Below are 24,441 nucleotides of genomic sequence, written 5' to 3'. Positions count from 1 at the left end.
TCTTAAATCCGGTAGGTGTGGGGGTTCTTGCGACGGTCGCGCACGCGGCGGTCTTCGCCCCGGCGACCCAGCATGATTTGCATGGCTTCCATCGTGGAGTAACCCTGCTTCAGAAGCGCCTCGCACTCGTTGTAATCAGCCGCATTGGTCGAGGCCATCAGCAGCGAGAACGGGTCGGGGATGTGCCGCACCACGGAATCGCCGTTAGGCGACGAGATCATCATTTCGGAGAAGCGGCCCTTCTCGGTGCGCAGCGACAGCAGCATCCGCTTCTGTGCCGGCGAGCAGTTGTAGAGGCCCTTCTCGATCAGTGTTTCGAGGTTCTTGCGGTCTTGACGCAGCAGAATCTTCCAGTCCGCGTTGTTGTAGGCGGCCTGCGAAGCGTCGTTCTTATAGGCGTCCTCGATACCCTGAGTACCCACGCAGAAGATGCCGTTGTACTTCCGTGCGCGGCGGTAGCCCTCCTCGATGAACTCGGCTGTCTCTTTGTCGGCCCCCAGGAGCTGCCAAGCCTCATCGACCAGACACAGCTTCTTGCGATCCCGGCTCAGGTACATATCGTGAGCGATCCGGGAGGTCAGCACGAACAGCACCACGCGGCGCAGCTCGGGAGCGTTCTTCAGTTCTTCCAACTCCAGGCCAACCATGTCGGCGTCGAGCGAAATGTTGGCGCGACCGTTGAAGTAGTTGCCGTACACCCCGCCTTCGGTGAAGGGCTGAAGCTGCTTGCCCAGCTCGAAGGCCACGCGCTCGATGCCGCCCGATTCGTTCTTGATCTTCTCCAGCAGGTACTTCTGGATCAGGGTCGGGTTCGTCTCCTGGCCGTAGTCGTTCCAGACGCCCGTGATGGCCTCGGTCAGCAGCGAATACTGGTATTCGTTGAGCGACGCATTGGGCGACGCCATGCGGCCGATCATGGGCTTCAGCAGGCGCATTTCAGCCTTGAAGTCCAGCTCGTCGTCTTCACCAACCCATGAGAACGGGTTGATGCACATCTTGGTTTCCGGCGTGAACTCCAGGAAGGTGCCCTTCTGGAGACGGATCAGGTTCTGGTAGCTGCGGCCCACGTCGATCACCCACACGCGGGCACCGATGCCCCGGTAGGCCGACACCACCTCGTTCATGGCCACCGACTTGCCGGAGCCCGAGACGCCGGCCACGAACACGTTGTAGTTGCCCTGCTGGTTCGAGTAGAAGTCCACGAAGGTGGGCGTACCACGGCGGCCGAAGAACATCATCACCGGGTCGCCTGCGCCCTTCCACTCGCCGATGATGGGAGACAGGTCGGTGGCGTTCACGCTGGTCTTGGTGCCCATCACGCGCAGCCGCAGCATGTCGTTGCGCACGTTCTCCGTGAGCGTCATGGGCAGCGAGGCGTAGAGCGCGATCACATGCAGCGATTGCAGCGGCGCCAGGAAAAAGCGCTCGCTGCGCCAGATGTTCACGGCCACCTGGGCGCACTTGTTCATCGAGGCCTTGGGCGCGAACAGCAGCAGCGTGTGATACAGCTCGCACATGGTGCCGCCCAGGTTGAGCTGGTGCATCACCACGTCCCAATCCTGCTTTTGCGATTCCAGCTCGGGCTGGAACTCGGCCATCTTCGACTTCGCGTTTTGCTTGGAGCGGGCCGACTTGAGCTGCGCCTTGCCTTCCACGATCTGCGGATCGAGCGTGTAGATGCCGCCCGAAATGATGAAGGGGCACGGGTACTGGAGGCCGTCATCGAAGAAGCTGCCGATGATGTTGGCCATCTCCCACAGCTCTTTCTTCTGCGGGTACTGGAGCACGCCGAAGCCACGCACGGCGATGCGCGTGTCTTCCTCGTCGGCCGTCTCGGGCGGGATGCCGATCAGGATGTCGCTGGATTTGACGCGCGCGTGCTGGCCGAACTTGGTGATCTGGTCGCGGATCGAGCGCCCCTTGTCGTAGCGCAGCGCCGGCTGGGGCTCCGGGCTGAACATCGTGTCGGGATTGAAGATCGGCCACAGGAAGCGGATCAGGCCCTCGGCGTCGAATGCAAAGCTCGGCAGGCCTGCGGTGCGCAGCGAGGCGCGCAGCGTCTCCTTCAGCTCCACCATGTCGCTCACCAGGCGCGTGTCGCTCGGCTTGCCGGCCTTGGTGACGGAGAAGATCAGGCGCAGGTTCTTCACCATGAAGTTGTCGTTGACAAACATGGGTCGCCCGACCTTCTTCTTGATGTGGTCGATCCGTCGCTGAGCCAGTTCCAGGAAGAAGGGCGTGGTCGCGCCCTTGTCCACGGCGATGTGCCGCTGGTCGAGATAGGCCTGGAATTGCTCATCGAGCACGGGTGAACCGAACAGCGTCCACTGCACGCCGTAGCCCGGTGGGATCGGCGTGAACAGCGTATTGAGGCGGTTCGCCATGTCTTCGTCTGCGCCGGTCTGAGGGATCACCTCGAAGCAGAACGAGATTGACGTGTCGTTGTAGAACAGGCCTGTCTTTTCGTCGTACTGGTCGTACTGCACCAGGTTGTGCAGGCCGTGGGTGCCGGCCGCGACGGTGTGAACGGTGTGGTCAACATCCCCGTTCACCAGGTCATTCGAGACGACAACCGGCGCGGGTTCGCTGCCCACGTCCGAGGTATTGCCAAGGATCTGCTCATCCCACACCTGAGCGGCCTTGGACTTGAGTTTTTCGAGGAATGTCTGTTCCATTCAATGCACCTTCTGAGGTTGGCCGGTTGTGCCTGGAATCACTGCGGCGGCAGGTCACTAGGCGGCTGGCCGCCAGGCTGGCCGAGTTGACCGGGCATCTGGATGCCACCCAGCAGGCCGGCAGCGTCTTGCTCGCCGGGACGGCCTTGCACCACGCCGATGGCCTCTTGGCCCTGCGCTGCGCCGGTTTGCACGTTCGACGTGCCTTGCACCTGGGCATTGGGCGCAGTGGTCTTCACGGACGGCGCACGCACGGGACGGTAGGCATCCATGACGCGGCGGCGGTTGTGCTCGATCAGCCAGCGGCCGGTATCGACCTGCATGTAGACGTAATCCTGGTCATGCAGATCGCCGTCGCTGTCTTCCCAGGGCGCGAACCACACGCGCAGCACGCGCGGCGCGCTGCGGATCGGCGTGCCGCTGTAGATCGGCTTGCTCAGCACGCTCTCGGTCGAGGCATCTTTCGCGCGCGAAACTTCGGCGGCTTGCTCAGCCTTGGCCATGTTGACGCGCTGGCCCGGCAGGTTTTTCTGTTCGGCGTTTGCGTAGATGCCTGACATGGATTCGCACAGCACGCCCGGAGGGGCCTTGCAGGCGAATTGGGTGTTGGCGTCGTAGCCGGACATGCTGCCGCAACCGGCCAGGCTCGCGGCAATGGCAGCGGCCGCAGTAAGGGTCAGTGCTTTCATTGGGATGCCCCCGGATAGGTCGAGTAGGGTTGCTGGCTGACTTTGCAGCAGTCACACTGCGACGCGCGGTTTGTTGCGCAGCCGCTAAGAACGACGAGAGCGACCATACAAAGGCCAAGTGCTGTGCGTTTCATTTCGCACCTCCCAGCCATTCGTTGATCTTGTCGGCCGGTGCCGCGCCGGGCAGGATGCGACCGTCAGCGGCGATCAGCGTGGGCGTGCCGGTGACACCCAGGCGGGAGCCGAGGACGGTGTTGTCATTGATCGGCGTGACGCACGAAACCAGCGCCGGGCGCTTCTGGTTCAGCATCCAGTCGCTCCAGGCCTTCGAGCGGTCGGCCGCGCACCAGGTAGCGATGGCCAGCGTCTTGCTGTCCTCGCCCAGCACGGGATACAGGAAGGTGTAGATGGTCACGTTGTCCACCTTCGTCAGCTCCTGCTCCAGCTTCTTGCAGTAGCCGCAGTTGGGGTCGGCGAACACCGCGAGCTGGCGGCTTCCGTCGCCCTTGACCGTCTTGATGGCGTTGCCCAGCAGGCCCTTCGGATACTCCACGCGGCGCGCAGCTTGCTGCTCCTGCTGACGCTGGGCGGTGAGGTCAACCTGTTCTTTCATGTCGAACAGGTGGCCGAAGACGAAATAGCGGCCGCTGGCGTCGGTGTAGGCCACGTTCTGGCCCATCACCAGCTCGTACAGGCCATCAATGCCGGAGGCGCGGATGTCCGTGAAAGTCGTGTTGGGGTACATGGCCCGGAACTTCGCTGCCACTGCTTGCAGGGCAACGTCTTTCGTCGCGGCTTGGGCCGCACCAGCGCCCACACCTTGCGCCACGCCAGTGGCCGCTTGGGTCGCCGCGTCGTCGCCGGCAGCGCTGGCCAGGTTGGAGAGTGCAGCCAAGGCGGCCACAGCCAGGAGGTTCTTAATCTTCATCGTCGTAGCCCCTTGAGTTAGACCCGTTGCGCTTCAACAGGCCGCGATAGTTGTTGCCGATGTTGGCTGCGCGGCCGTTGTAGACCGCACCCTTGGTAATGAGCACTTCCACAGTGCGGCCGCCGTCTGTCTCGATGACCGGAAACAGCTTGTCCGCAGCCTTCAGGTAGTACTGCTCCAGTGCCGTGCCGGCGTTGCCCACACCGGAACCGATGGCGGCCCGGCCGACATCGCCCGGTTGGATCGTGGAAGTTGCGCCCAGGGCGCTCGTGCTCGTGGTGGTGGCCGATTGCTGGAAGGCCTTGCCGATACCGCTGGCGATACCGGCCAGCAGCGCGTTGGCCAGCACCTGCCCCTGCTTCGTCACCAGGCGGCCGCGCACGCCGGCCTTGCCGTCTTCACCGATGATCTGGCCCTTCACCTGCATTTCGACGGTTTCGCCGCCGATGATGCAGGTCAGGGTGTCGGTGCGACCCATCATCCGCTCGCTGCTCAGGTCGCCCCAGGCAGCGGCCACGAAACGGCAGTCGCGGATGTCGAGCTTGTACTTGTTGGCCAGGTTGGCGGTGTCCAGGACATGTAGCGCGATGGGCAGCGGGTTGCTCTGCGCCTGGCCTCCAGTCGGGGCGTCCGCGCCGTTCAACATGGCCACGCGCACGAAGCTGCCAGCGGGGATGAACTCGATGCTGTTCTTGACGTTCTCCTTGCCCGACTGGCCGTACTTCTTGGCAGCGTCTGCGACTGGAAAACCCAGCAGCTCGCTCTTGGTGCCGCCAGTGGAGCCGTCTTTGCCGCCCGCGCTGGAGTTGTTGAACTGGATCAGCTCCAGCTCGCGCTTCGGTGCCTCTGCCAGCGGCTGGCCCAGCGGCGAATTCAGCGGCGTTGCAGCGCTCATGCCGGTCTTGGCGGTCGGAGGCGGCAGCACGGAGCCAGTAGGCAGCTTCTGGTTGAGGGTGGCGGCGTCAGCCGACTTGTTGCCGCTCGGTGGGTTGGCCGCGTCCTTTCGGGCCTTCTCCAGCTCGTCCTTGAGCTTCTGCTGGTCTTCCTGCTGCTTCTTCAGCGCTTGGGTCAGGTCGTTCAGCTTGTCAGCGTTGGCTTGCGCCTTGGCCGCTTCCTGAGCCCGCCAGGCATCCTTGTCGTCCACCGTGCCCGGTGCCGTGATGGCCACGGTCTTGGGCTTCTCGGTGCGGACGGCGGGGCCGTTGTCGAAGAAGAACATGCCGCCCGCGCCAAGCAGCAGGATCACCGTGACGGTGCCGCCGATCAGCATGAGCTGACGCTTCTTCACTTGTGCGTTCGGGTCACTCATTGTCCTTCCTCCCGCGCACGATGAAGATCAGCGTCTGTCCCTTCGACGGCAGCGTGTGGTTCTCGATCACCACGGCCACCACGCCCTTGCGGTACAGCTCCTGCTCCATCAGCAGCATGTCCGTGTCGGACACGTTGGTGAGGCGGTACTTCTCGCCAACCAGGTCGCCGTCCAGGTACTTGGAAAGCATCACCAGTCGCGCCTCTTTCCAGAGCGGGATTTCTTGGTTGACGGGGATGGGTTCGAGGTCGCGGCTTTCTTCGTCCGCCATCTGAAGGATCATGTCCTTCGCGTGGCGTTGGTAGGCCAGCGCGCGGCCGTCGCCGCCCTTACGCCCTGCTGCGGAGGTGCGGCTCTCGGCAGGCGGCTTGATGATGATTTCCTCGCCCGCAATGGGACGGGGAACCAGGATCAGCTTGCAGGTCGCGGCCGGGTTCTGTTCGTCACTGACGAACAGCGTCACGGTGCCCGAGTTGGGCGTGTCGCTGGCCAGCGTGAAGTACAGCGCCCCGGCTTGTTCGTCCTTGACGTAGCTGATGACGCCCTTCTGAGAGGGCACCACCGTGCCGATGCGCCGGCCGTCGATGGCCAGGCGGTTCTGCTCGCGGGCAGAAATGTTGACCTGCTGATGCGTTGCGTAGCAGCCGTCTACAACCTGGGTTGCGGAGGCATCAAGGCTGAGCAGCAGCAGGCTTAGCAGCGGAATCGCGCTTAACGACTTCTTCGACTTTGAGTACATAGAGACGCCCCGAAGTGGTTACGGAAAATTGAACGAGATAGGCCTTGTCGAGCTGGGAGGTCAGCTTGTCGGTGATGAAGGTCTTGAGCTGACCCGACACTTCCACCGTCATTGCTCGCTCGTTGACCTTCTCGTTCCTCGGAATCCAAACCGTGGTCACACGGTCTTGCTTGACCCGCAGCGCGGCGGCGTCGAGCATGGTCTTGAGTGCGCCGTACCCATCCGGGTGGGCCATCTTCAAAATGACCTTGTTGTTGTAGTCAACCGTCTCCGGCGTGACCGTCTTCACCTTGTCGAGCACGTATCCCGCCATGTCCAACAGGTAGTCGGAGTTGGCGTAGTTCGAGCCGATTTCGTAGGGCCGCCGAACTTCAGGCGGCACGACGATTTCTTTGGCCGTCATGAGGGTGTAGGCCTCAAGCCCAAGGAGTGCGACGTTCAGGCCGATCAGGCCGATCACGACGCTGCGGAGAAATCGCACCTGCCCCTTGAGTGAGTCCCGTTCGTTGATTGCGTTATCTGGTGACATAGGCATTTACCCATTCAGTTCTCGGATGTGGGACTTGGGCAGCTCCTTGGGTTCAGGCATACCCGTGAACCAATAGAGCAGATGGGCAGCCATGCCGGGGTGCTGACCGGCCTTGAGCTTGTTGTAGCCATAGGCCATCGCAATCCCTGCAATGAGCCCGAGGACTCGGTACTCAGTGGCCACACCCACGAGCATCCCGAGCAGGGCCACCGCTGCAACATCCAGCTCCCAAAAGAGAAACTTGCCCTTGTCGTCTAGCCTGCGCGGGATGTAGTGAGAGAGGTCTTGTGACATGGCTGCCCGCCCTCCTTAGATCGTTGCCGTGAAGCTGGCGTTGACGATCCCGATCAGGATGCCCATGCCGATGGACAGGACGACCGCGCCGAAAAACCACGACCAGTCTTTCTTGACAGCCGCGACCACGGCACCGACAGCCAGGGCGATGAAGGCAGCCAGCTTGCCCAGGTTGCCCTTCACCCAGGACTCGAACTTGTCGCTGGCCGCCTGGAACTCCGCGCCGTCACTGGCGTAGGCGTGCGTAGCCAACATCATCAGGGCCAAGATCAGGCCCACGAACATGAGAGCCTTGACCCATTGCTGGGCTTCGACCTTCATGGAAGCGAGGTGCATTTGATTCATTTCAGTCAATCTCCATTACCGGTAAGTGCCTTCTTTCCAACCCGCATCTGCGGGACTGCGCGTGAAGGCGGGGACGCGCAATTTGTTGAGCGCCGTCACTTGGTGGCGGGGCAATCGAGTCGCTTCACCGGCTTCTTCGCCGGCTTGTGTTTCTTGTGGTGCTTGACCTTGGGCTTCGGCGGCGGGGCTTCCTCGCGTTCCTCGATCACAGGCGGCTCCACCACGGGAGCGGGCATCACCAGCGGCGGCGGCGGCGGTGGCTCGGCCATGTGCTTGAGGCTCCTGTCGGGGCACTCGTTGGTGTTGCAGAAGACGTACTTGTGGTCGCCAGGCATCCCGAACTGAACGACGCCCGACACGTGCGAGACGGGGTTAGGCGTACCTAGGGAGGCGTTCGTTGGCGGCGGCGGCAGCTTGGTGGCGTCATCCGCGAAGGCATTGAGGCTCAGAGCCAGCAAGGCCGCGAGCGATAGGTGTTGTTTGGCGCGTCTGGCCATTGGTCAGTCCCCTTTCAGTGCGACGTTCTGAGGTTGCGCGCCCTGCTCTTGCTCTTGGCGCTTGTAGCCCGCGTAGAAGGCCTGCACGTCGCGGACGTACCAGGCTTGAGCGGCGGTGTTGTTGGAGGCCGGGCCGGTGTAGTAGCAGCCGACCGCCTTCCATGTGCTTCCGAACCGCTGGATGCAGTCGGCGAGAACCCAAGCGCCTACCTTCTGGCTCGTGCAGGCGTCGAAAAGCTGCTCTTTGGTGATGCCGTACTTGGCCAGCAGCGGCAGGTGCACGGAATAGATTTGCATCAGCCCATAGGCGCGATGCCCCGTCTTAGGATCGACCGGGCCGATGGCGTTGGGGTGGCCGCGCGACTCCTTCCAAGCGATTGCCTTCAGCAACGCCGGCTCGATTCCATAGCTCGCGCCCGCCTCCTCCCAGCAGGAAGCGCTGGCCATCAGAGGAGTCAGGGAAACTACCCCAATCAGGCAACGGAAAAGTTTGATAACTAGCATGTCTTTGGTTCAGCGTGTTGGAATCTGTTAGTCTATACGCTTGCATTTGACATTGCTAGTTTATAGCAATTCTGAGTGCCTGTCACACCCCCTTTACTCGGTGGTCGAAAAGTGTCGTTTTCCGCTTGGTCATGGCCGCGCTGCCGGGCTGTGCAAAATGAAAAGGGCTGGATCACCACATCGGTGATCCAGCCCTGGAGGGTTGATGGCGCGCTGAGCTTTCGCGCGCGAAAGCTGACGGCCTTAGTTGGTCACGCCCGTCTGCTGTGGCTTGAGAGGGATGCGAGCAACGATGCGGCTGCCCCCATCGTTCCGGGCCGAGTGGATCTCCAGACTGCCGCCGAAGGCATCAGCCCGTTCCCGCATGCCGACGAGGCCGAAGCCCGCTGCTGCGTCTTGTTGCTCGGAGAATCCACGCCCGTCATCTTCGATGGCTAGGCGCAGCTCGTCGTCCAGCACCTTGAGGGAAACATCGGCGTGATGCGCGTTCGCATGCTTCACAACGTTGCTCAATGCCTCCTGCACGATCCGGTAGGCCGCGATACCGATGTTGGGGTCTACTCCGGCCGTGCTGCCGTCGAAGTGGAAGGTGAAGGTGCAGGCTGGGTGCGTAGCGTTGTAGGTCTTTACCATTTCCTCGATGGCCTCGTCCAAGCCAAGCACGTCCAACACTTCCGGCCGTAGCCGGGTCACGATTGCACGACAGGCAGCGTAGAGGTCGTTAGCGTGCGCAGCGATGGATTTGGCTCGCTCGACAACCTCGTCCATTAGCGGAGTGTGCTGCGCCTGGGTCATGCTGCTCAGAATGGCCTGCGAGTCCAGCCTGATGCCAATCAAGATCGCGTTGAGGACATCGTGAATCTCGATTGAAATGGCCTTTCGCTCGTCTTCAACAACAGTATTGAGCCTGCGAATCAAACGCTGCCTTTCTTGCGCAGCTTTAACCGCCTCGTCACGCGCTCTCGCCAGTTTCCCCGCCTTCTGAATAGCGGATGTGACGCCGTAGGCCCCGAACAATAAGGCGAGCGCCGCAATGTAAGAAGCAAACGCCACGATTTTTGGCCCGCTCATAGCGGCCTCGGTCGGGAGGGAGACTGTCGCGTACATAAGCGACCCCTCCAGTCGCTCAAAGGCGGTGAGCTTTTCCAAGCCATCCATTGGATCAATCCCTATGACGAAACCTTGATCCTGGCCCGCCTGTATGACTTGACCTATTGCGTCACCACGAAGCCTGCGAGTAGCAATCTCTGGATTTCGGATGTCCGCAGGAAAGCGGAGTAGGATGCGTTCTGCGTCGCGCAAACTTGTCGTCGTGTTCGGCCCGAAGTTGATCGACTTATAGAACGAGAAGAACACGTCTTGCGCCGCGAGATTCATGACGACAACACCCGCAAAACTGCCGTCTGGCCTATTGAAGCGGCGCGCGACATGAATGCCAGGCTTGCCGCTTGCCCTGCCATCTTGAACGCCGCTTATATAGAAGTCCTTGCCATTGCGCAGTTCAATGAAGTAGCCACGATCAGACAGGTTAGTGCCATCCTGCCCAACCACGCCGACTCGGCGAATCCCGTCAGCACCTATCAGCGTAAAGGAGGCAATGCCAGGCAACCTAGTTCTATGCTGAGAAAGGTAGGTGAATAGTTGCTGCTTGCGCTGCGGCGTCAATGGACCATTCAGGTCATCAGTCGTGACGTAGTCCTGCAAATCCTTGAGGATCACATCAGCCAGCGTAAAGCCAAACCGGTCGTGCGCGGCAATGAGGTGCGCATAGGCTTCTGCTTGGTCTTTCAGACGCACCTGCGCATGATTGACGGCATCCGTACCCAAATACAGAAGCAACACGGCCACCGCAATGGTGGCCGTCCAGATTGTGCCAAGTAGAACGCCTGCCTTGTACTTGGATAGAAAGATGGTTTTCTGTCGAAATGACATAGTTATGTTCGGCATCTCATTACATGGCGTGTTGCAATGCCCTTCAACTCCTGGATGTCATGGGCACCCAATTTATCCAGCAGAGTACGGACATGCTTATTCAGTTCAGGGTCGGAAAGATTCAGATCTTCGCGCAATTGACTCAGATCGCGCCCTTTGCCAAGCGCTTTAAAAACGTCATATTCATCATCATGGATAACCGCGAACCCACCGTCCTCGCAGACGATGGTTCCATGCAAGAAGCCTTCTTCGATAGCCATAGCCGCACCCCAATCAACGGGGCGCTTGTATCTGTAGATGACATGATCCGTGAAGTAGCGCAGCCATCCCCAAAAACCATTTGGCCACCTCTTTCGGATAGCGTCCTTATCGAGTGACGTATTCTCGGCCTTGTGCATTTGTCCGCCTACGCCTCGATCAAACCATGCCGGATTGCCAGCCGCGTAATTTCGGCCGGGCGATGAATGTCCAGTTTTTCCTTGATGTTCTGGCTGGTATTGCTGATCGTCTTCACCGACAAATTAAGCGCCTCGGCAATTTCAACGATGGTCAGCCCTTGGGCCATGAGCTTGAAAATCTGCATTTCTCGCTCTTGCAAGACCGTCTCCGGCGATTGATCGCCCAGCACTGACAGCGTAGCCAAGCGCTCCGCAAACTTAGGGACGTAATAGAGTTGTCCGGCCTTGGCTTGCTTGATCGCAGTGGCCAGGTCGTCGAGTTGGCAATCCTTGGTGAGAAAAGCCTTGCCGCCGATCTGGTAGCAGCGTTTGATGATCGAATCCTGACTAAACTGGCTCAGAAAGACGACTTTTGCGGCCGGGACTTTCTTCAGCAACTCGGCGGCAACATCGAGGCCTGTTAAGGCCTCTCCGAAACGAATGTCGAGCACCAGCACTTCTGGCTTCAGCTCATTGAAGCGCTCGATCACGTCCGCTGCGCATCCGACCTCTCCGAGCACCTTGATGCCGAACGAGGGAAGGGATGTGGCGAAGCCCGCTCGCACGATGGGGTGGTCATCCGCGAGCAGGACTGTTACAGGGGCTTGCAATTCGGTATTCAATCCAGTCTCCGGGTGGTCTGGGCGTCACAATATGGAAGACCTCTTGTCGCAGGCAATGCGATTGCCATCGACAGGCACTTTTTTATTCTAGCATGTAGACATTTACCACGCCACCTGGCGACCTTGGCGTTTGTGACGAAAAAGCCTCCCCTTGCACCCCTTTACGCGGGGTGTCACCAGCTACCCGTTACTTGCCCTGCTTGCGAAGGTCTGCTTCGATCAGGGATATGATGTAGCTACTCGCTGGCATACCGATGCTCTCGCAATGCGCAATCACTCTTGCGTGCAGCGGCTCGACGAGTCGGACGCTCAGGGAGCGTTTTTCTTGCGGCTTCTGCTTGGCGGGGGTACGCTTCGGCTTGCCCGCTTGGGCTTCGTCGGTCTTCATGGTCATAGGTCTTTTCTGCTCACACTTGTTCTTCGATAAGTAGGTTAGGTTTCCAGGAAAAGGCAATGGCACGCCACTTTCGCGCGCGAAAGTGTCATCCTACCGACTTCACCTATCCACGCCCACAGTCTTGTCACGCGCCTGCTCAGCCCGGTGCAGCGTCTCCACCGCACTGGTCTTGTCCTGCTGGGCACTGACGGCCTTGGCCGCCACCGCCTTGTCGTTCGTGTAGATGCTCAGCTCGTGGCTCGCGCGCGTCGATCCCACGTAGAAGCTGCGGTTGCCAAACACCTTGGCCATCGCTTCCAGTTGCCGGGCCTGCTTCTTCTCGTTCTCGTCCTCGGGCGCGCGGATCACGAACATCGCCCGGTGCTGGGTCGCACCCTGGGAAGCGTGGACGGTGCTGGCATAGGCGTAGTCCCAATGCTTGCTCTTGGCCAGGTCAACATCGTGGTAGCTGATCGCCTCGCCCTGCTTCAGCTCCAGCTTCACCTTGTCGCCGTCGATGGCCGCCACGCGCGCCACTTCGCCGTTCTTGAACTCGCCTTCGTTGCGCGTCATGCGGATGATGTCGCCCTTGGCGATGTCGCGGCGCTCGGCGTCGTAGACCTCCACGTTGTTGTTCTTCTTGGGCTCCCAGGCGATGGTCTGGCCGTTTTCCTTCTGGAGCAACACAACCCCGCGCGTCGCGTCGGTTGACACCACCCTGGCGTACTCGCCCTTGGCGGCGTCGATCTGCTTGTAGTCTCGGCCGAAGCGCACCACGTCCCCGGCGTTGTAATACTGCGCTTCCTTGGTGACGGCGCGCGTCCAGCCCTTGCTGATGAAGATTTCCTTGTTCTGCTCGATGCGCGACACCTCGCCCGTCTGCTTCAGGCCGTCACGCACGCCGGCATTGATTTCGTGCCGATCCTTGTTGTACGCGGTGATGACGATGGTGCGCTCGCGCTCTGCTGCGCTCATGGCCAGTACATCCTTCACGGCCGCGTCGATCAGCCCGCCGTTCGTGACCTCCTTCACCATGCCAGTCTTGTCCATGTGCTCGAAGGCCCGCGCGTTGTTCTTCAACTCCACGGCCGTGAGCCTGCCGCCATCGGTGAGCTGATCCCGGCCGGTGATGATGTCCACCGCCGCCTTCAGGTCGGGCGTCTTCTGGCGGCTGATTTCGGTCATGTAGGCCGTCTCGATGCCGCCCTGCTTCTGTGCCAGCTCGAACGGCTTGCCGGCCTCCACGCCTTGCAGTTGCAGCGTGTCGCCCAGGTAGACCACCTTGGCCCCTGCCTTGGCCGCCATATGATCGAGCTGGGCTTTCTGGCGCTGCGACAGGAACGAGCTTTCGTCCACGATCCACATTTCCGGCTTGCGCTGGAAGTCCGGGGCGAACTGCTTGGCAAACTCGATGTCCTTCTGAAGCTGCCGCTCCTTGATCTGGAACATCGAGACGGTATCAGTGGCGATGCCTGTTTCCCTGGCCAGCACCTTGCTGGCCGCGCCGGTCGGGGCCATGCCGCGCACGGTGTAGCCCTGCTCCTGGGCCATTTCCTTGAGCGAGCGCAGCATCGTGGTCTTGCCAGTACCGGCCAGGCCCTGCACGGCCACGTAGCGGTCTTCCGTGGTTAGCACCGTGGTGATGGCTTCCTTTTGCCCATCGGTGTACTTGAAGCCCTGCTTGTCCTCGGCCTTGCCCAGCCGATCCGAGACGTGCTCGGCGGCCATGATCGCCGGCATGACGCCCTTCTGCGCCTGCACCTGGTCGAGCGCCCATCGCTCGCTGCCCAGCATCTTGGCGGTCGTGTAGTTGCCGTCCGGGAGCTTGACCAGGTGGCCCTCGGCCTCCAGCTTGTCGAAGGCCTTTTGCACATCCGTGGGCGACACCCGGCCCACGCCGTGTTCCAGCGCCGTCTTCATCAGGTCTTCCTTGGACACCACCGCTTCGCGCTCGATCAGGTGCGCGGCCGCGAACTCCATCGCCTGACGGCCGGTCAGCTTGTCCTCGCGCATGATCCCACCCTGCTCGCGCGCGGCCTCGGCCTTGGCCTGGATTTCGGCCAGATTGAGCCCGATGGTCTGCGCCCTGCCCTTCCAGTCGGCAATCAGCGCGTCGTGATCCACGTCCACCTTCTTGGCGCGGGTCATCAGCGTGGCGTCTTCCTTGTCCTGGGCAGTGGCGCTGTCCATGTCCACGCCCCGCGACTTCAGCGAGGCCTCAATGTCCGCCCGCCGCTGGCTGTAGTGCTCGATCTGCTCGCGCGTGACGCCGACCACCTCGAAGTTGCCCTTCTCGTCGGTACGGCGCAGTTCGTAGCCCAGCTCCTGGAGCTTGCTGGCCAGCTCGCCGGTGTAGATGGCCCCGACCACCCGCTGCGCCTTCCAAATCTCGTCGTTGGTCAGGCTGCGCCATTCGCCGTCCTCGCGCTTGGTGGCGTTCATGATGACGGCGTGGGTGTGGGTCTGCGGGTCAAGCTCGCGTGACGTGTTGTGCCGGAACATGGCCACCACCAGGTTACCGGTCTTCACTGACTCTAGCTCGCCGTCCTTCATCTGCCGTGTGTAGGCCAGCTCGGACTCGATGTAGGTCAGCGCCTTCTTGACCGCGGCCTCATGGGCTTCCCGCACCTCCCGGTTGCCGGCGACCTCGGCCAGCAGCGAAACGCTCTTGGGTGCGCTGAAAGTCATGTCTGTGCCGGGCCGGTGCTCCCGCTCGCGCTCGCCGGTTTCCTCGTTCACCACGAACTTGCCCAGCTCCTGGCCATCGACCTTGCCATTCAGGATTTCAAAGAAGTCCTGGCGCTCGATCTGCCCGGAAAGCCCCAGCGCGGCCGCACCCTGGCCGAACCACTCCGACTTCTCCAGCCCTTCGTCCTGGGTGTAGTAGTTGTCCTTGCTGAAGTAGTGCAGCGCCTGGCCAGCGCTGCCCACGTTGTTCATGCTAATCATCGTCACCCCCCCTTCTTGCTGAGCGCCGGAACCTGGAACTCTTTGGTGTACGGTGGATAGCACACCCCGGCCTCCACGGCGCAGCCCTGCACCTGAACCTTCAGGCGGAACGGCTGCGGCTGGCCGATCACGTCCAGCCCAACCGTCAGCCTCCCCTCGTAGTAGGCGACCTGCTTTTCCAGCACCTTGTCGAACTTCTCTGCCGGCGCAGGGAAGCGCGGATTCACCAGTTTGACCAGCGGCGCGTCAGACGCGAAAGCGAAGCGATCCCTGTAGAGGATGTAGCCCGGCGCAATCCTGAAATCCAGCGCGATCCGACCAGGCCCTTCCTGCCGCGCGCCGATCAGAAACGCCTGCTCGGCGGGCAACAGGGACACCTCTTGAGCGCTCGCCAACCGCGAAATGGGCAACGCCGCCAGGCCAGCTAGGATCACTCGTCTTTGCTTGTTCATGGCGTCCACCTCGTCAAATGTCAGCGTAGGGATCGGACTTTTTCGGCGCTGGCTTGGCGGCAGCGGCCGCCGCCTTCGCCGGCTTCTTCATCGTCAACGCCTCGATGGATTGCATCAGCGTCTTGCCAGCCGGGACGTGGATAAAGCCCGGAATCTCCATCCCCGCATCGTGGAACATCCGCGACGGGAAGCCCTTGGGCGGCACCTTGAAGGTGTAGGTGCGATCCTTGGAAATGTCCTCCTTCCCGGCCAGCGCCTCGGCGAGCGCTTCGAGGTCAGATTCGTCCTCGCTGCGCGGTTTCGCGCGCGAAAGTTCTTCGCGTGTGCCGACCACTTCTCCGGTATCCGCGTCGATCACTACGCGGTCGCCTTCGGTCTTCTTGACCGCCCCGGCCGCAGGCGCAGCCGGCGCATCATCATCGTCATCCAGCATATCCGGTGCGGCCGGTGTATTGGGCTGGAAGCTGATTCCCAGGCCGCCACGCTCCACGAAGCCTTCGGCGATCTTCGGCGTCGGCGTGTACTCATAGGCCACGCGGGCAATCGGGTAATCGCCGGGAATCACCAGATAGCCGTGCATATCTGGCAAGGTCAGAATTTCGGAAGTCAGCACGATTTCCCGCAGGTTGCGCTTCGCAAAAACGCTCACGCCATCGCGCGACGAGCTGATGCCATAGCTGAGCGTTTCGTCCTTCTCGTCCACCTCGGCCTGCCCCATCAACTCCGACATGAGCTTGGCCGCCGCGCCGTCCGTCACGCGCAGCAGCAGCTTAGTCTGGCAACCGGAAATGATGGTCTTGGCCAGGTCGTGGCCGTAGATTTCATAGACCTGGGAGAAGTCCTGCACACCCAGCACACAGCACAGCCCGTACTTCCGGGTATTGGTCAGGGCCAGCTTCAAGATGTCGAGCTTTTGGAGTGTCGGTAGCTCGTCCACAAACAGCCAAAGCCGTTCGCGGTGGACAGGATCGAGAGACAGCACCGCCTTGATAACAGTGTCCACCCACAGGGACAGCACAGGTGCCAGTGCCTCGCGCAATTCCTCGCGCGCCGTGATGAACATCCACGAGTCAGATTCCTCTTTGATCCACTTTCGGATCGAGAACGGCTCACCCTCGTCATGCAAAAACCGGAATGCCTCAAGCTGGTTCTGCACTGTCATCTTGAGCGACATCCCGGTTCGTTCCGTCACCGGGTCAACGTAGCTCGCACCCGCTTCACCAGCCAAAAGCGCGTGCATCGCTTCGAGGTTGCTCTTGGCGATTGAGTTGTAGAGGTCGCGGTTCGTTCGTCGGCCTTCACGCCCGAGAACTTTGTAAACGTCCTTCAACACCATCCGGCCCGCCTTCGCCCAAAACGGGTCAGCCTCGGCCGGATCAGGAATCAGGCCGTTGGCCATATTGTCAAAGTGGTAGTCCTTCTCGATCTCGTTCCAGATGTTCCAGTTCGGACTGCGGGCATCCAGTGGGTTCATGAGGATGTCCTTGCCTGGACGGAAAAACGCCTGGGTGAACTCGCCCGACGGGTCATAGACAATCGCCCGCTTCCCGCGCGCACGTACCTGCTTCATGAGCGCGAAAAACTGCTGAGACTTACCCGTGCCCTGCGCGCCGGCAATCAGCGTATGCAGGTTCTCAGACTTGGCGCGCATCGGCACATCGGCGATCACATACGGGCTTGCATCCTCGCGGGCGTTCACCAGCGTTTTGAGGTCTTCGCCGTTCACCAGCGATGCACCGCGCAGGCGTTCATCGGTCATCTTGCCACGCCCGTAGTGCCACCAGAACATGCTCAGCAGGAGCAAACATCCGATGCCTACCAATCCACCGATCAGCGTGCCGTTCCTCATCTTCCGCCGCGCTTCGGTGGCATCGTCCTCGGTGAGCGCGATCACCTCTTTCACGTCAAGCATCGACTTGCTGCCGTTGACGTACAGCTCCATCTTTGCCAAGTTCATGCCCAGCGCATCGCGCGCCTGTCCGATCCAGTTTCGTTCCAGTGCGTACCGCTCTACCGGCGTGGCCGCCTTGTAGAAGTAGACGCCACCAGTCACCAGACCGATCAGGAAGGAAATCACCACGACTGTCAGCACCGCCACGCCGAACAAGCGTGCTTGGTGCATCCACAACTCGGCACCTCTGGAGAAGCTCCCCATCGTGCCCTTCTCTGCCCGTTTAGCCATTTGCTTCACCTTTCTCGCGCTTGATCTTTGCCTTCGCTCTGTCCTGTGCGTCGTAGAGGTCTTGCGGGTTGCGCGCCTCCACAATCTTCGTCAGTAGCTGCTCTGACGTGTAGATCGACATAAGCGCATTTTCAGGCAGCTTGGCCGATCCACCGCCGCCTGTCTGAATCTGCATTTCGGCGAGCATGACCCTCATGCGCTGCTCCACGTCGAGGGCCGTTTCGGCGATCATGCCCTGAACGATCATGGTGCGCAAAAATTCGGAAAGTGTGGTTCCTCGCTCTTTCGCACGCTTGCTGTAATAGGCCGCAGTATCCCTATCGAGGCGTAGCCCGATGAACTTTGAGCCGTCTTCTCCGTTCGCTGGCTTTTTCGGCATTTTCTCTTGTCCTGGCAATGGTTTAGCCATTGTAAGACAGTTAGGTGTTTAACGCTATTGGTTTAGGTGTTTAACAGCCAAAAAGGCCGCCATAGCGGGTTTTTTGGCCGTGCAACGATAGTTGCGTGGTGTGTGACCAGTCTTGAGGGGGTGCGGGGCTCCCCCGCGAACCCTCAAGACTGGTGGCGTCATCTGACTAGACGCAGGTAGCGGCCATCCGAGCCCATTTGGTAAAATGGGGCCAACCCAGGGGCGCAGGAAGCCCCGAGGGGTTGAGCAGGATTGACGAAACCGAACCGAGAAGGAGAAGAACGTGAGTGATGCGAAATCGGCACCAAAGGGCGGACGCAAGGCGCGGACGCTGGGAGAAGAAATTGCAGCCCAGCGCGACAAGCTGCGGAAGCTGGAGGAACGACAGCGAGAGCAGAAGCGGAAGGAGCAGGAGCGGAACACGAAAGCCGTGCTTGAGCTGATCCGCGCTGAGAAGCTGGACGCAGTTCCAGCGGAGCAGTGGAAGCTGGCAATGCCGGCGATCAAGGCGGCGTTGCTGGTCGATTCATCGCCGCAGCCGGAGGCTGGGGCGACAAGTCAGAAAACGGACGGCCAGGGCGAACCGGCGGCGAGTGGCCAGTGAGCGTTTTCCACAAATCCACAGGCCCCTTTGCCCCCGACCGGGGATACCCAAAATATCCCAAAGGGAGGGGGTCGCGCCCAGTTTTCCACAAGAGACTTCTTGTGGGAAACCGGATCAAGCGCGAGGGCCTGTGGAGCTTGTGGGAAACGCGGTGGTTGAGGGAGAGACGGCCCAGCGCCGGGACGGCGCAAGCGAAAGGGATGTGCAGGGCTGCGCAGCAGTCCCCGCGAAGCGGGGATGAGCGCGAAGGCGCGAACCCGGAGCAGCCCGGTCTGGTCGCGCAGCGGCCAGATTCGCCCAGGTGGAGGGAGTCATGGCAGAAGTGGAAAACTGGACGAACACGAAGCTGCTGGAAAAGCTGCGTAGTGATGGTCGAGCAGAGATTGACGGCTGGGCCGTCAATCTCGATGGTGCCGACATCTGGTTGACCAACCCGTATGGGTTGGACTGCGCGTTTTACGCAGCATCCGGTGAAGGGTGCGAAAGCATCCTTCACCGGATCAAGTCAGACACTCACGAACGTGAGTGGGGCACGCTGTAGGATCAGCGGGCCAGAATTGCAACAGCCGCAGAGGGCCGACAGGCGGCGAGTTGCGTGAGATGGGCCGTCAGTGAAGCCGCACGACAGTGCGGCGGAACGGGCGGCCTTGTCTTTTGGCGAGCGGCCAGTCTGCCACCGCAGACGCCAGCAAGATCGCCCAGGGCCGTGGTGGGCGCGGAAAGCGGCAGAGCCGGTTTCCGTGGCCGCCCTGCCCTGCGCCTGGTTTGGCTTTCGCGCGCGAAAGTCGAGCCAGGCCGGCAAGCGGAGCGCGCAGCGCCCGCCAGGGCGCGGAGGCGTGAGGGATGGAAGCCCGCAGGGTCGAGACACGCGCAGCGGGGCTCGATTCACGACAGCCCGACCCCGCAGGGGGCACGCCCAGGGTTGCGAAGACTCGGTGAACCCAGGTCATGCGAAAAGCGCGGGTAGCGGACGTATCGGCAGGCCGGGAGAAATCGGCCACTTGGACGGTGCCGGAGGGTTGGCGGGAGGCGCAGCCTTCCGCCAACTTCACGGCATCGGAGCGAGCCGCAGGCGAAGCGACAAGGGGAAGAACGGCGGGCGTGGTGACGGCGCAGCCGTCAGCTCGCAGAGCCGTTCTTGGGGAAGTGGCGCGCAAGGAACTTGCGCATGGTTTTCTCCGTCACGTCGAAGTGACGGGCCAGCTTTGGAATGGAGAGGCCGAGCTGGTACAGCTCGCCGACACGTTCACGCTGCGGGTCGAGTTTGAGGCGGCCGGTGCTGCCTTTGCGCCGGCCGCCGATGCGGCCAGCGAGGCGAGCGCGCTCCAGGCCTTCACGAGTGCGAGCACGAGTGAATTCCACCTCGATCATGGAAGCCATCGAGAAGGCGGCGGCTTGAATCTGCGCATTCAAGCTGCCGTCCATCACGGTCTGCGTTTTCGTAATGATGAGGGTGACGCCGCGTGCGGCGGCACTCTCAAGAATGGAGAAAACCTGGCCAGGTGATCCACCCAGCCGGGTGAATTCAGACGTAAGGATGAAGTCGCCCGGCTGGGTGCGCTCTAGCAGCAGCTTCCCGATCAGGCGCTCGCGCCAGGGAATGCTGCGGCTGGCGGTTTCCTCCACCATCGTCAAGGGCGTGTAGCCCTTGGCGTTGGCGTAATCGAGCAGCCACAGGCGCTGATTCGCCACGTCCTGGGAGTCACGCGAGACGCGCAGGTAGGCAAAGTATGCGGGCACGCAGTCAGCCCGCCTTGATGGCGAAGTGGTAGGCGAGCGGAAGCGAAGCCAGCGTGCCGATGATGATGCAGAGTCGGCTGGCGAAGCCGCCGACAGCGGGCGATTTGATGAGGCGCGCGACTGCGCGGCCGAGAATCAGTCCGGCAAGGAATCCGACCAGCACGATGCCGAAGGCGAGCATGGCATTCGAGTGGTTCGCCACGAAGGATTGAGGGGCGTCTGTGTTCATGGGTTTGCCTTTCTCGTTCAGATCGCGGCGCTGGCCAGCAGTGCGGCGAAGTGCGTGCGGCGCGAAGCGGCGCAGCGCGAGCACCTGGGCGAATTGGAGGCGAAGCCGACCAAGAGCCCGGATGTGGTTTCAGGGTCTTCAGCGCGAGCCGGCAGGCGAGCGCGAAGACAGCGGATCGGGTTCACGGCGCATCGACCGGGTGAAGCCTGGTCAGTGCGGCCGTTGGCCGCCCAGGGTGGCCACGATGTACGGCTGGATGAAGCGCAGCAGGTCGCCTTGCTGCTCGATGGTCAGGCCGACCGACAGGCAGTGCTCGAAGAATTCGAGCGCGGCCTGTTTCGCCGGCACGGGCAGGCTTTCCATCATCGCCAGGTTGCACACCATGTCCGGGTGAACGAAGGAAGCGACGTACTGGACGAGGGCGACGGCGACCTCGCCAGACGGGTTTTTTTCGATGAGTTGGAGGGTAGGCCTCAACTTCTCAGGAAAACCGCTCAAAACGGCTCTATTCGCGTCGGGGGTTGAATGGGGCATCAGCATTCGGGCCTTTCGGTAGATGTTTCCCCGGCGCGGGCTATTTCTACCGGGTTCCGGGTGAATTTTAAGGATTGTTTCGCTACCGGGTTTCACGGTAGCTAAAACGGTCGTTAAAAGTACCACGTTTTCGCCCGTCCAGGGCGGAAACGTGACTTTTCGACCTCTCCACCTTTCGCGCGCGAAAGGTCTGGCCAGGCCGCAGGCCAGCGCCGGGACGGCGCAAGCGAAAGGGATGTGCAGGGCTGCGCAGCAGTCCCCGCGAAGCGGGGATGAGCGCGAAGGCGCGAACCCGGAGCAGCCCGGTCTGGTCGCGCAGCGGCCAGATTCGCCCAGCAGTGAAAGCTGGCCAGGCGCAAGGGTCAGCCGGAAAGCAGCCAGGTGGTGCGGGTGGGTGGCAGGTCGGCGCGCGCAGCGCGGCGGCCTGCTGGCTGTTGGAGCGGGCGCAAGCCCGGCACCACGGCCAGCCGAAGGCTGGCACCGGCCGCAGGCCGCACCGCCGACAGGCGGCCGCGCGTCAGAACAGGGCGAGCTGGGGGGACATGGAGCCCGCACGCAGCGCCCTCACCTCGTCCAGCTCCAGGTGCAAGCGGACAAGGATCGACAGGTCATAGGAGATATGGGCGTCCTTCAGCCGAAGGGCGCAGCGCAGCGCGCCCAAGGGGTCATTGCCGCTGGAAATGCAGATGTCGTAGGGCGACAGGGCCGCCAGGCCCCGGTCGCGCAGGTCGTTGTACCGGGCGATGCTGGCGAGGCGGGACGCCTCGTAGCTGGCGACCTTGGCCAACAGGAAGGACTCGCGGGCCGCCAGGTCACGCGGGGCCTTCTTGGTCAGGGTCGGGTCGAGTTCCTGCCAGTGCTCCCGGATGGTGATGTCCTCGGCTGGGGGGAAGTCGGCGAGCACGGCCGCGACAGCGGCCGGATCGACGGCGGCCACCAGCTCGGCGGCCTCTTGCTCGATGCTCACGGCGGCCGCCCTCCCCTATTCCGTGCCCATGCGCTCAAGCATGGGCACCACGGCGAAATTCCACCAGTTGAGCGCGCGGGCCAGGGTGGCGCGGCGCTCGTCCTCGGTGGCCGTGCTCAGCAGGTTGTGCTGGCGGATCACCTTCTGATTGAACAGGCGCAGCACGTCGAGCGGGCCTTGCGTGCCCTCCAGGGCGCGAATGGCGTTGCGCAGCTCGGCGTCCTCGATGCAGTGCAGCGGCACCGGGTGGGTGATGGACTCGGCGCGGTTGGCGGCCTGCTCCAGCTCGGCCAGGCTCCAGTTCTTCATGACGCGCTCCAGCAGCGGAGCGCGGGCGGCGACAGCCGCGCGGCGCAGCTCGTCGGCCTGGCGCTCCAGGGCGTCGGCTTCGGCCAGCAGCGCGGCCGCCTGGTCGCGCTGCTTGATGATCGGCGAGCCGACCTCGGCGAGCATGTCCACCCAGGGCAGGAAGCGGGCGGCGGGCTTGGTGGTAGTGGTGGCGGTGGTCACGGGCGAACCTTTCAGAACAGGGCGAGCTGGCCGCGCAGGTTGATGTCTGCGGCCAGGGCGGGAACGGGCGAGGGAGCCAGGGCGGCGGCGGTGGGCATGGCTTCCGCCTCGGCCTCGGCGTCGTCGGCCGCTTCCTCGGCGCGAGACTGGGCGGCGGGCACGGTCAGGGTGGCGGCGTCACCGGCGCGGCGCAGCTTCACATCCCAAAAGCCCAGGACATGGGCGGGCGTGCGCCACGTTGACCATGTTTCAACGCTCAGCGAATTGCCGTGATAGACGACAGCCGGGATATGCAGCAGCGACAACTGCACATAGGCCATTTGCACCGCCACGATGTCAATATCGACGGCGACGGCGTGCATGTGCTGCTGATAGTTGATTTTCGCGTCCTGCAAGGCATGGGCGGCCGCAATAACCATTGCGCCACCGCCTACGCATGGATCGCAGAGGGTGATAAAGCCCTTTTTCTCGATTTCCACGGGCGCGCGGTCGCCCATGTTGATCGCGGCCATCAAATAGCTGACCTCGTAGGGCGTGAAAAACTGGCCTTTCCAAGAGTCGCCCAGCTCCAGATTCATGAACAGGGAGCCGAGAAAATCACACATGCCAGCTTCAAGGCCGAAAGTGACATGGGCCAAGCCTCGGGCCATCATGTCGGCTTCTTCCTTGGTATAGCGGCCGACGATCTTCATATATTCAGCCTCGCGCGCGGCAAACTGGCGCTTGTCTACGGCGTTGCTGATCGCAATGGCGCACATGGCCACAAAGTCGCGGAAGACTTGCCAGAGGCCGTGCCGATAGCCCAGCTCGCGCAGCAGCTTGCCCAGCTCGGCCTGGTGGTCGTTGGTGTAACGGATGTGCTTCTTAGCCACGGCTGGGCTCCCCTTCTTCCTGGTGCGCGTGGGCGTCGATCACCGTTTGCATCCCGCGCTTGGTCTTCTTGAATTGCTCGATCATGGCGAGGTAGGCGGCCAGCGGTTCGCCGCTGCCTGCCCCGTATTCACCGATCCAGGAATAGCCCTTGCGGCCGTCGCGCAAGGGGTATTCCTTCAGGCGGATGGCCTCTTTGCCTGATCTGGTCAGGTACAGGCCGATGGTCTTGGTTGTCATGCTCACCCCGCTGTCAGGCCGGGGCGGTGGCCCCGGCGTCGTTGCTCAATACTCGGAAGGCAGCAGCAGGGTGGTCACGCTGCGGTCGGCCTCGGTGATGATCCAGAGCTTTTGCCCGTTCTTCGTCGTGTAGGACGAGAGCACGCGCGCGCCGCACTCCAGCGCCTCCCGGTTGGTCTGCTGGTCTTCGGCGTCCATTTCCGACCAGTCGCCGGCAACGTGGCGGGCGACAAAGTGGATAGGCTGCTGGCCGTTCTGCTCCAGCACCTCCAGCGCGCCGGGCGTGGCGCAGAGCTGGCCCAGGGAGAACAGGGGCGAGCCGGTGGGCACGAGGGCGGCCGGGCGGGCGGTTTCGGTCGGGGTTGCGGTGGTTGGTTGCATCTGGATCACTCCTAAAGGTCGATGGTCTGGAAACTGCGCCGGGGGTCTGGTCTGCTCACCGTCACCCCCAGCGCTGGGGGTTTGCTGGGTTTAGGGTTTCGTCACGCGGTAGCAAATCCACGTCTTGCCGTCCCAGCGCTCGAACAGGCGCGAGCCGTTCAAAACGATTTCGCGGTTCTGCGGCTGGGGTTTGGTCGCGGTTGCCATTGGCTTATCTCCTGCGGGTTGTTGATGGTCTGGTTTCTCGGTCGGGTATGGTCTGCTCACCGTCACCCGTCCGAATCAGTTAGCCAGGTCGGCGGGGGGATCGACGGTAATCACCTCGATGTCGAAGCCCAGGGCCTCAAAATCGACTGCGACACCTTCAGAAATCCAGTCCGCCAATGCCTCGAAAACTTGCTGGGTCATGGTCATATCTCCTTATCAACCATGAGAGACATTCTACCCGTCAAAGGGTTGACCGTCAACCCTTTGACGAAGAAAGACAACCCTTTTTA

At 62.0% G+C, this 24,441-nt stretch carries 29 protein-coding genes; 2 read left to right on the top strand and 27 right to left on the bottom strand.

All coding sequences use genetic code 11. The features are described 5' to 3' along the window. Positions 1–2 precede the first annotated feature (2 nt). The 18 genes from traC to AAHM38_RS19380 form a co-directional block, all read right to left on the bottom strand. Positions 3–2,675 carry a type IV secretion system protein TraC gene (gene traC, locus AAHM38_RS19465; RefSeq protein ID WP_028229037.1) on the bottom strand — a complete coding sequence of 891 codons (2,673 nt, stop codon included), beginning with the start codon at positions 2,673–2,675 and terminating at the stop codon, positions 3–5. 38 nt (positions 2,676–2,713) lie between these two features. Next, the gene (gene traV / locus AAHM38_RS19460; RefSeq protein ID WP_042339286.1) at positions 2,714–3,364 is read right to left on the bottom strand and encodes a type IV conjugative transfer system lipoprotein TraV; all 651 of its coding nucleotides are present in this window, start codon (positions 3,362–3,364) and stop codon (positions 2,714–2,716) included. A 130-nt stretch (positions 3,365–3,494) separates the two neighbouring features. Beyond that, entirely contained in the window at positions 3,495–4,292 is a 798-nt protein-coding gene (locus AAHM38_RS19455; RefSeq protein WP_028229038.1) for a DsbC family protein, read from the bottom strand. Next, complete coding sequence (locus tag AAHM38_RS19450) at positions 4,282–5,601, bottom strand: TrbI/VirB10 family protein (protein WP_028229039.1); 1,320 nt, start codon at positions 5,599–5,601, stop codon at positions 4,282–4,284. Before AAHM38_RS19450 ends, AAHM38_RS19455 begins: the two co-directional genes overlap by 11 nt. Beyond that, positions 5,594–6,340, bottom strand: a complete 747-nt coding sequence (locus AAHM38_RS19445; protein WP_028229040.1) for a type-F conjugative transfer system secretin TraK — start codon at positions 6,338–6,340, stop codon at positions 5,594–5,596. Before AAHM38_RS19445 ends, AAHM38_RS19450 begins: the two co-directional genes overlap by 8 nt. Continuing rightward, a complete protein-coding gene (locus tag AAHM38_RS19440) occupies positions 6,273–6,869 on the bottom strand; it encodes a type IV conjugative transfer system protein TraE (RefSeq protein WP_028229041.1) in 597 nt (198 codons plus the stop codon). Before AAHM38_RS19440 ends, AAHM38_RS19445 begins: the two co-directional genes overlap by 68 nt. A 6-nt stretch (positions 6,870–6,875) precedes the next feature. Then, positions 6,876–7,163, bottom strand: a complete 288-nt coding sequence (gene traL, locus AAHM38_RS19435) for a type IV conjugative transfer system protein TraL (RefSeq protein ID WP_028229042.1) — start codon at positions 7,161–7,163, stop codon at positions 6,876–6,878. Between the two features lie 15 nt (positions 7,164–7,178). Then, positions 7,179–7,508 (bottom strand): TrbC/VirB2 family protein, encoded by a 330-nt coding sequence (locus AAHM38_RS19430; protein WP_028229043.1) that lies wholly within the window; start codon positions 7,506–7,508, stop codon positions 7,179–7,181. A 95-nt stretch (positions 7,509–7,603) separates the two neighbouring features. After that, positions 7,604–8,005 (bottom strand): hypothetical protein, encoded by a 402-nt coding sequence (locus AAHM38_RS19425; RefSeq protein WP_156967232.1) that lies wholly within the window; start codon positions 8,003–8,005, stop codon positions 7,604–7,606. Positions 8,006–8,008: 3 nt separating this feature from the next. Continuing rightward, a complete protein-coding gene (locus tag AAHM38_RS19420) occupies positions 8,009–8,452 on the bottom strand; it encodes a lytic transglycosylase domain-containing protein (RefSeq protein ID WP_245621250.1) in 444 nt (147 codons plus the stop codon). Between the two features lie 300 nt (positions 8,453–8,752). Further along, on the bottom strand, positions 8,753–10,441 hold the full coding sequence (locus AAHM38_RS19415) for a cache domain-containing sensor histidine kinase (RefSeq protein ID WP_169742691.1): 1,689 nt from the start codon (positions 10,439–10,441) through the stop codon (positions 8,753–8,755). Between the two features lie 2 nt (positions 10,442–10,443). Then, positions 10,444–10,839 carry a hypothetical protein gene (locus AAHM38_RS19410; protein ID WP_156967233.1) on the bottom strand — a complete coding sequence of 132 codons (396 nt, stop codon included), beginning with the start codon at positions 10,837–10,839 and terminating at the stop codon, positions 10,444–10,446. Between the two features lie 8 nt (positions 10,840–10,847). Next, complete coding sequence (locus tag AAHM38_RS19405; protein WP_028229047.1) at positions 10,848–11,501, bottom strand: response regulator; 654 nt, start codon at positions 11,499–11,501, stop codon at positions 10,848–10,850. Positions 11,502–11,688: 187 nt separating this feature from the next. Continuing rightward, a complete protein-coding gene (locus AAHM38_RS19400; RefSeq protein ID WP_028229048.1) occupies positions 11,689–11,895 on the bottom strand; it encodes a hypothetical protein in 207 nt (68 codons plus the stop codon). A gap of 102 nt (positions 11,896–11,997) precedes the next feature. Beyond that, positions 11,998–14,817, bottom strand: coding sequence for a MobF family relaxase (gene mobF, locus AAHM38_RS19395; protein ID WP_245621251.1), 2,820 nt, complete (start codon positions 14,815–14,817; stop codon positions 11,998–12,000). An 11-nt stretch (positions 14,818–14,828) separates the two neighbouring features. Next, positions 14,829–15,278 carry a protein-disulfide reductase DsbD N-terminal domain-containing protein gene (locus AAHM38_RS19390; protein WP_028229050.1) on the bottom strand — a complete coding sequence of 150 codons (450 nt, stop codon included), beginning with the start codon at positions 15,276–15,278 and terminating at the stop codon, positions 14,829–14,831. 13 nt (positions 15,279–15,291) lie between these two features. Then, positions 15,292–17,460: a type IV secretion system DNA-binding domain-containing protein gene (locus AAHM38_RS19385; RefSeq protein ID WP_084170302.1), complete on the bottom strand. Its 2,169-nt coding sequence runs from the start codon at positions 17,458–17,460 to the stop codon at positions 15,292–15,294. After that, positions 17,453–17,839 (bottom strand): hypothetical protein, encoded by a 387-nt coding sequence (locus AAHM38_RS19380; protein ID WP_028229051.1) that lies wholly within the window; start codon positions 17,837–17,839, stop codon positions 17,453–17,455. Before AAHM38_RS19380 ends, AAHM38_RS19385 begins: the two co-directional genes overlap by 8 nt. A gap of 313 nt (positions 17,840–18,152) precedes the next feature. Here AAHM38_RS19380 and AAHM38_RS19375 point away from each other — a divergent pair, with 313 nt between their 5' ends. Both AAHM38_RS19375 and AAHM38_RS19370 read left to right on the top strand, forming a co-directional pair. Beyond that, a complete protein-coding gene (locus AAHM38_RS19375) occupies positions 18,153–18,473 on the top strand; it encodes a hypothetical protein (protein ID WP_042339292.1) in 321 nt (106 codons plus the stop codon). Positions 18,474–18,786: 313 nt separating this feature from the next. Beyond that, on the top strand, positions 18,787–19,014 hold the full coding sequence (locus tag AAHM38_RS19370; protein ID WP_028229052.1) for a hypothetical protein: 228 nt from the start codon (positions 18,787–18,789) through the stop codon (positions 19,012–19,014). A 578-nt stretch (positions 19,015–19,592) separates the two neighbouring features. On the opposite strand, the gene AAHM38_RS19365 is transcribed toward AAHM38_RS19370, so the two are convergent. From AAHM38_RS19365 to AAHM38_RS19325, 9 genes are all read right to left on the bottom strand, one after another. Next, positions 19,593–20,213 carry a recombinase family protein gene (locus AAHM38_RS19365; protein ID WP_028229053.1) on the bottom strand — a complete coding sequence of 207 codons (621 nt, stop codon included), beginning with the start codon at positions 20,211–20,213 and terminating at the stop codon, positions 19,593–19,595. A gap of 4 nt (positions 20,214–20,217) precedes the next feature. After that, entirely contained in the window at positions 20,218–20,526 is a 309-nt protein-coding gene (locus AAHM38_RS19360) for a hypothetical protein (protein ID WP_042339294.1), read from the bottom strand. A 126-nt stretch (positions 20,527–20,652) separates the two neighbouring features. Continuing rightward, entirely contained in the window at positions 20,653–20,919 is a 267-nt protein-coding gene (locus AAHM38_RS19355) for a hypothetical protein (protein WP_259395634.1), read from the bottom strand. A gap of 574 nt (positions 20,920–21,493) precedes the next feature. Continuing rightward, complete coding sequence (locus AAHM38_RS19350) at positions 21,494–21,943, bottom strand: hypothetical protein (RefSeq protein WP_028229055.1); 450 nt, start codon at positions 21,941–21,943, stop codon at positions 21,494–21,496. 15 nt (positions 21,944–21,958) lie between these two features. After that, a complete protein-coding gene (kleA, locus tag AAHM38_RS19345; RefSeq protein WP_245621252.1) occupies positions 21,959–22,453 on the bottom strand; it encodes a stable inheritance protein KleA in 495 nt (164 codons plus the stop codon). A gap of 11 nt (positions 22,454–22,464) precedes the next feature. Then, positions 22,465–23,325 (bottom strand): N-6 DNA methylase, encoded by an 861-nt coding sequence (locus tag AAHM38_RS19340; RefSeq protein WP_042339297.1) that lies wholly within the window; start codon positions 23,323–23,325, stop codon positions 22,465–22,467. Further along, positions 23,318–23,563, bottom strand: coding sequence for a hypothetical protein (locus tag AAHM38_RS19335; RefSeq protein WP_137959871.1), 246 nt, complete (start codon positions 23,561–23,563; stop codon positions 23,318–23,320). Before AAHM38_RS19335 ends, AAHM38_RS19340 begins: the two co-directional genes overlap by 8 nt. Positions 23,564–23,608: 45 nt before the next feature. Continuing rightward, complete coding sequence (locus tag AAHM38_RS19330) at positions 23,609–23,944, bottom strand: hypothetical protein (protein ID WP_042339299.1); 336 nt, start codon at positions 23,942–23,944, stop codon at positions 23,609–23,611. A 282-nt stretch (positions 23,945–24,226) separates the two neighbouring features. Continuing rightward, positions 24,227–24,352: a hypothetical protein gene (locus tag AAHM38_RS19325; RefSeq protein WP_259394498.1), complete on the bottom strand. Its 126-nt coding sequence runs from the start codon at positions 24,350–24,352 to the stop codon at positions 24,227–24,229. Positions 24,353–24,441 lie beyond the last annotated feature (89 nt).

Source organism: Ralstonia sp. OTU4908 (assembly GCF_038440115.1).
In the GTDB taxonomy this organism is placed as follows: Bacteria; Pseudomonadota; Gammaproteobacteria; order Burkholderiales; family Burkholderiaceae; genus Ralstonia; species Ralstonia pickettii.
Note: the sequence above shows the minus strand (reverse complement) of the source record. Positions and strands in the feature narration are given on the sequence as shown.

Excerpts from the sequence above, each read along its gene's own strand:
- traC (WP_028229037.1), bottom strand. The coding sequence starts at position 2,675 with ATGGAACAGACATTCCTCGAAAAACTCAAGTCCAAGGCCGCTCAGGTG.
- traV (WP_042339286.1), bottom strand. The coding sequence starts at position 3,364 with ATGAAAGCACTGACCCTTACTGCGGCCGCTGCCATTGCCGCGAGCCTG.
- AAHM38_RS19455 (WP_028229038.1), bottom strand. The coding sequence starts at position 4,292 with ATGAAGATTAAGAACCTCCTGGCTGTGGCCGCCTTGGCTGCACTCTCC.
- AAHM38_RS19450 (WP_028229039.1), bottom strand. The coding sequence starts at position 5,601 with ATGAGTGACCCGAACGCACAAGTGAAGAAGCGTCAGCTCATGCTGATC.
- AAHM38_RS19445 (WP_028229040.1), bottom strand. The coding sequence starts at position 6,340 with ATGTACTCAAAGTCGAAGAAGTCGTTAAGCGCGATTCCGCTGCTAAGC.
- AAHM38_RS19440 (WP_028229041.1), bottom strand. The coding sequence starts at position 6,869 with ATGTCACCAGATAACGCAATCAACGAACGGGACTCACTCAAGGGGCAG.
- traL (WP_028229042.1), bottom strand. The coding sequence starts at position 7,163 with ATGTCACAAGACCTCTCTCACTACATCCCGCGCAGGCTAGACGACAAG.
- AAHM38_RS19430 (WP_028229043.1), bottom strand. The coding sequence starts at position 7,508 with ATGAATCAAATGCACCTCGCTTCCATGAAGGTCGAAGCCCAGCAATGG.
- AAHM38_RS19425 (WP_156967232.1), bottom strand. The coding sequence starts at position 8,005 with ATGGCCAGACGCGCCAAACAACACCTATCGCTCGCGGCCTTGCTGGCT.
- AAHM38_RS19420 (WP_245621250.1), bottom strand. The coding sequence starts at position 8,452 with ATGGCCAGCGCTTCCTGCTGGGAGGAGGCGGGCGCGAGCTATGGAATC.
- AAHM38_RS19415 (WP_169742691.1), bottom strand. The coding sequence starts at position 10,441 with ATGTCATTTCGACAGAAAACCATCTTTCTATCCAAGTACAAGGCAGGC.
- AAHM38_RS19410 (WP_156967233.1), bottom strand. The coding sequence starts at position 10,839 with ATGCACAAGGCCGAGAATACGTCACTCGATAAGGACGCTATCCGAAAG.
- AAHM38_RS19400 (WP_028229048.1), bottom strand. The coding sequence starts at position 11,895 with ATGACCATGAAGACCGACGAAGCCCAAGCGGGCAAGCCGAAGCGTACC.
- mobF (WP_245621251.1), bottom strand. The coding sequence starts at position 14,817 with ATGAACAACGTGGGCAGCGCTGGCCAGGCGCTGCACTACTTCAGCAAG.
- AAHM38_RS19390 (WP_028229050.1), bottom strand. The coding sequence starts at position 15,278 with ATGAACAAGCAAAGACGAGTGATCCTAGCTGGCCTGGCGGCGTTGCCC.
- AAHM38_RS19385 (WP_084170302.1), bottom strand. The coding sequence starts at position 17,460 with ATGGCTAAACGGGCAGAGAAGGGCACGATGGGGAGCTTCTCCAGAGGT.
- AAHM38_RS19380 (WP_028229051.1), bottom strand. The coding sequence starts at position 17,839 with ATGCCGAAAAAGCCAGCGAACGGAGAAGACGGCTCAAAGTTCATCGGG.
- AAHM38_RS19370 (WP_028229052.1), top strand. The coding sequence starts at position 18,787 with ATGGCAGAAGTGGAAAACTGGACGAACACGAAGCTGCTGGAAAAGCTG.
- AAHM38_RS19335 (WP_137959871.1), bottom strand. The coding sequence starts at position 23,563 with ATGACAACCAAGACCATCGGCCTGTACCTGACCAGATCAGGCAAAGAG.
- AAHM38_RS19330 (WP_042339299.1), bottom strand. The coding sequence starts at position 23,944 with ATGCAACCAACCACCGCAACCCCGACCGAAACCGCCCGCCCGGCCGCC.
- AAHM38_RS19325 (WP_259394498.1), bottom strand. The coding sequence starts at position 24,352 with ATGACCCAGCAAGTTTTCGAGGCATTGGCGGACTGGATTTCTGAAGGT.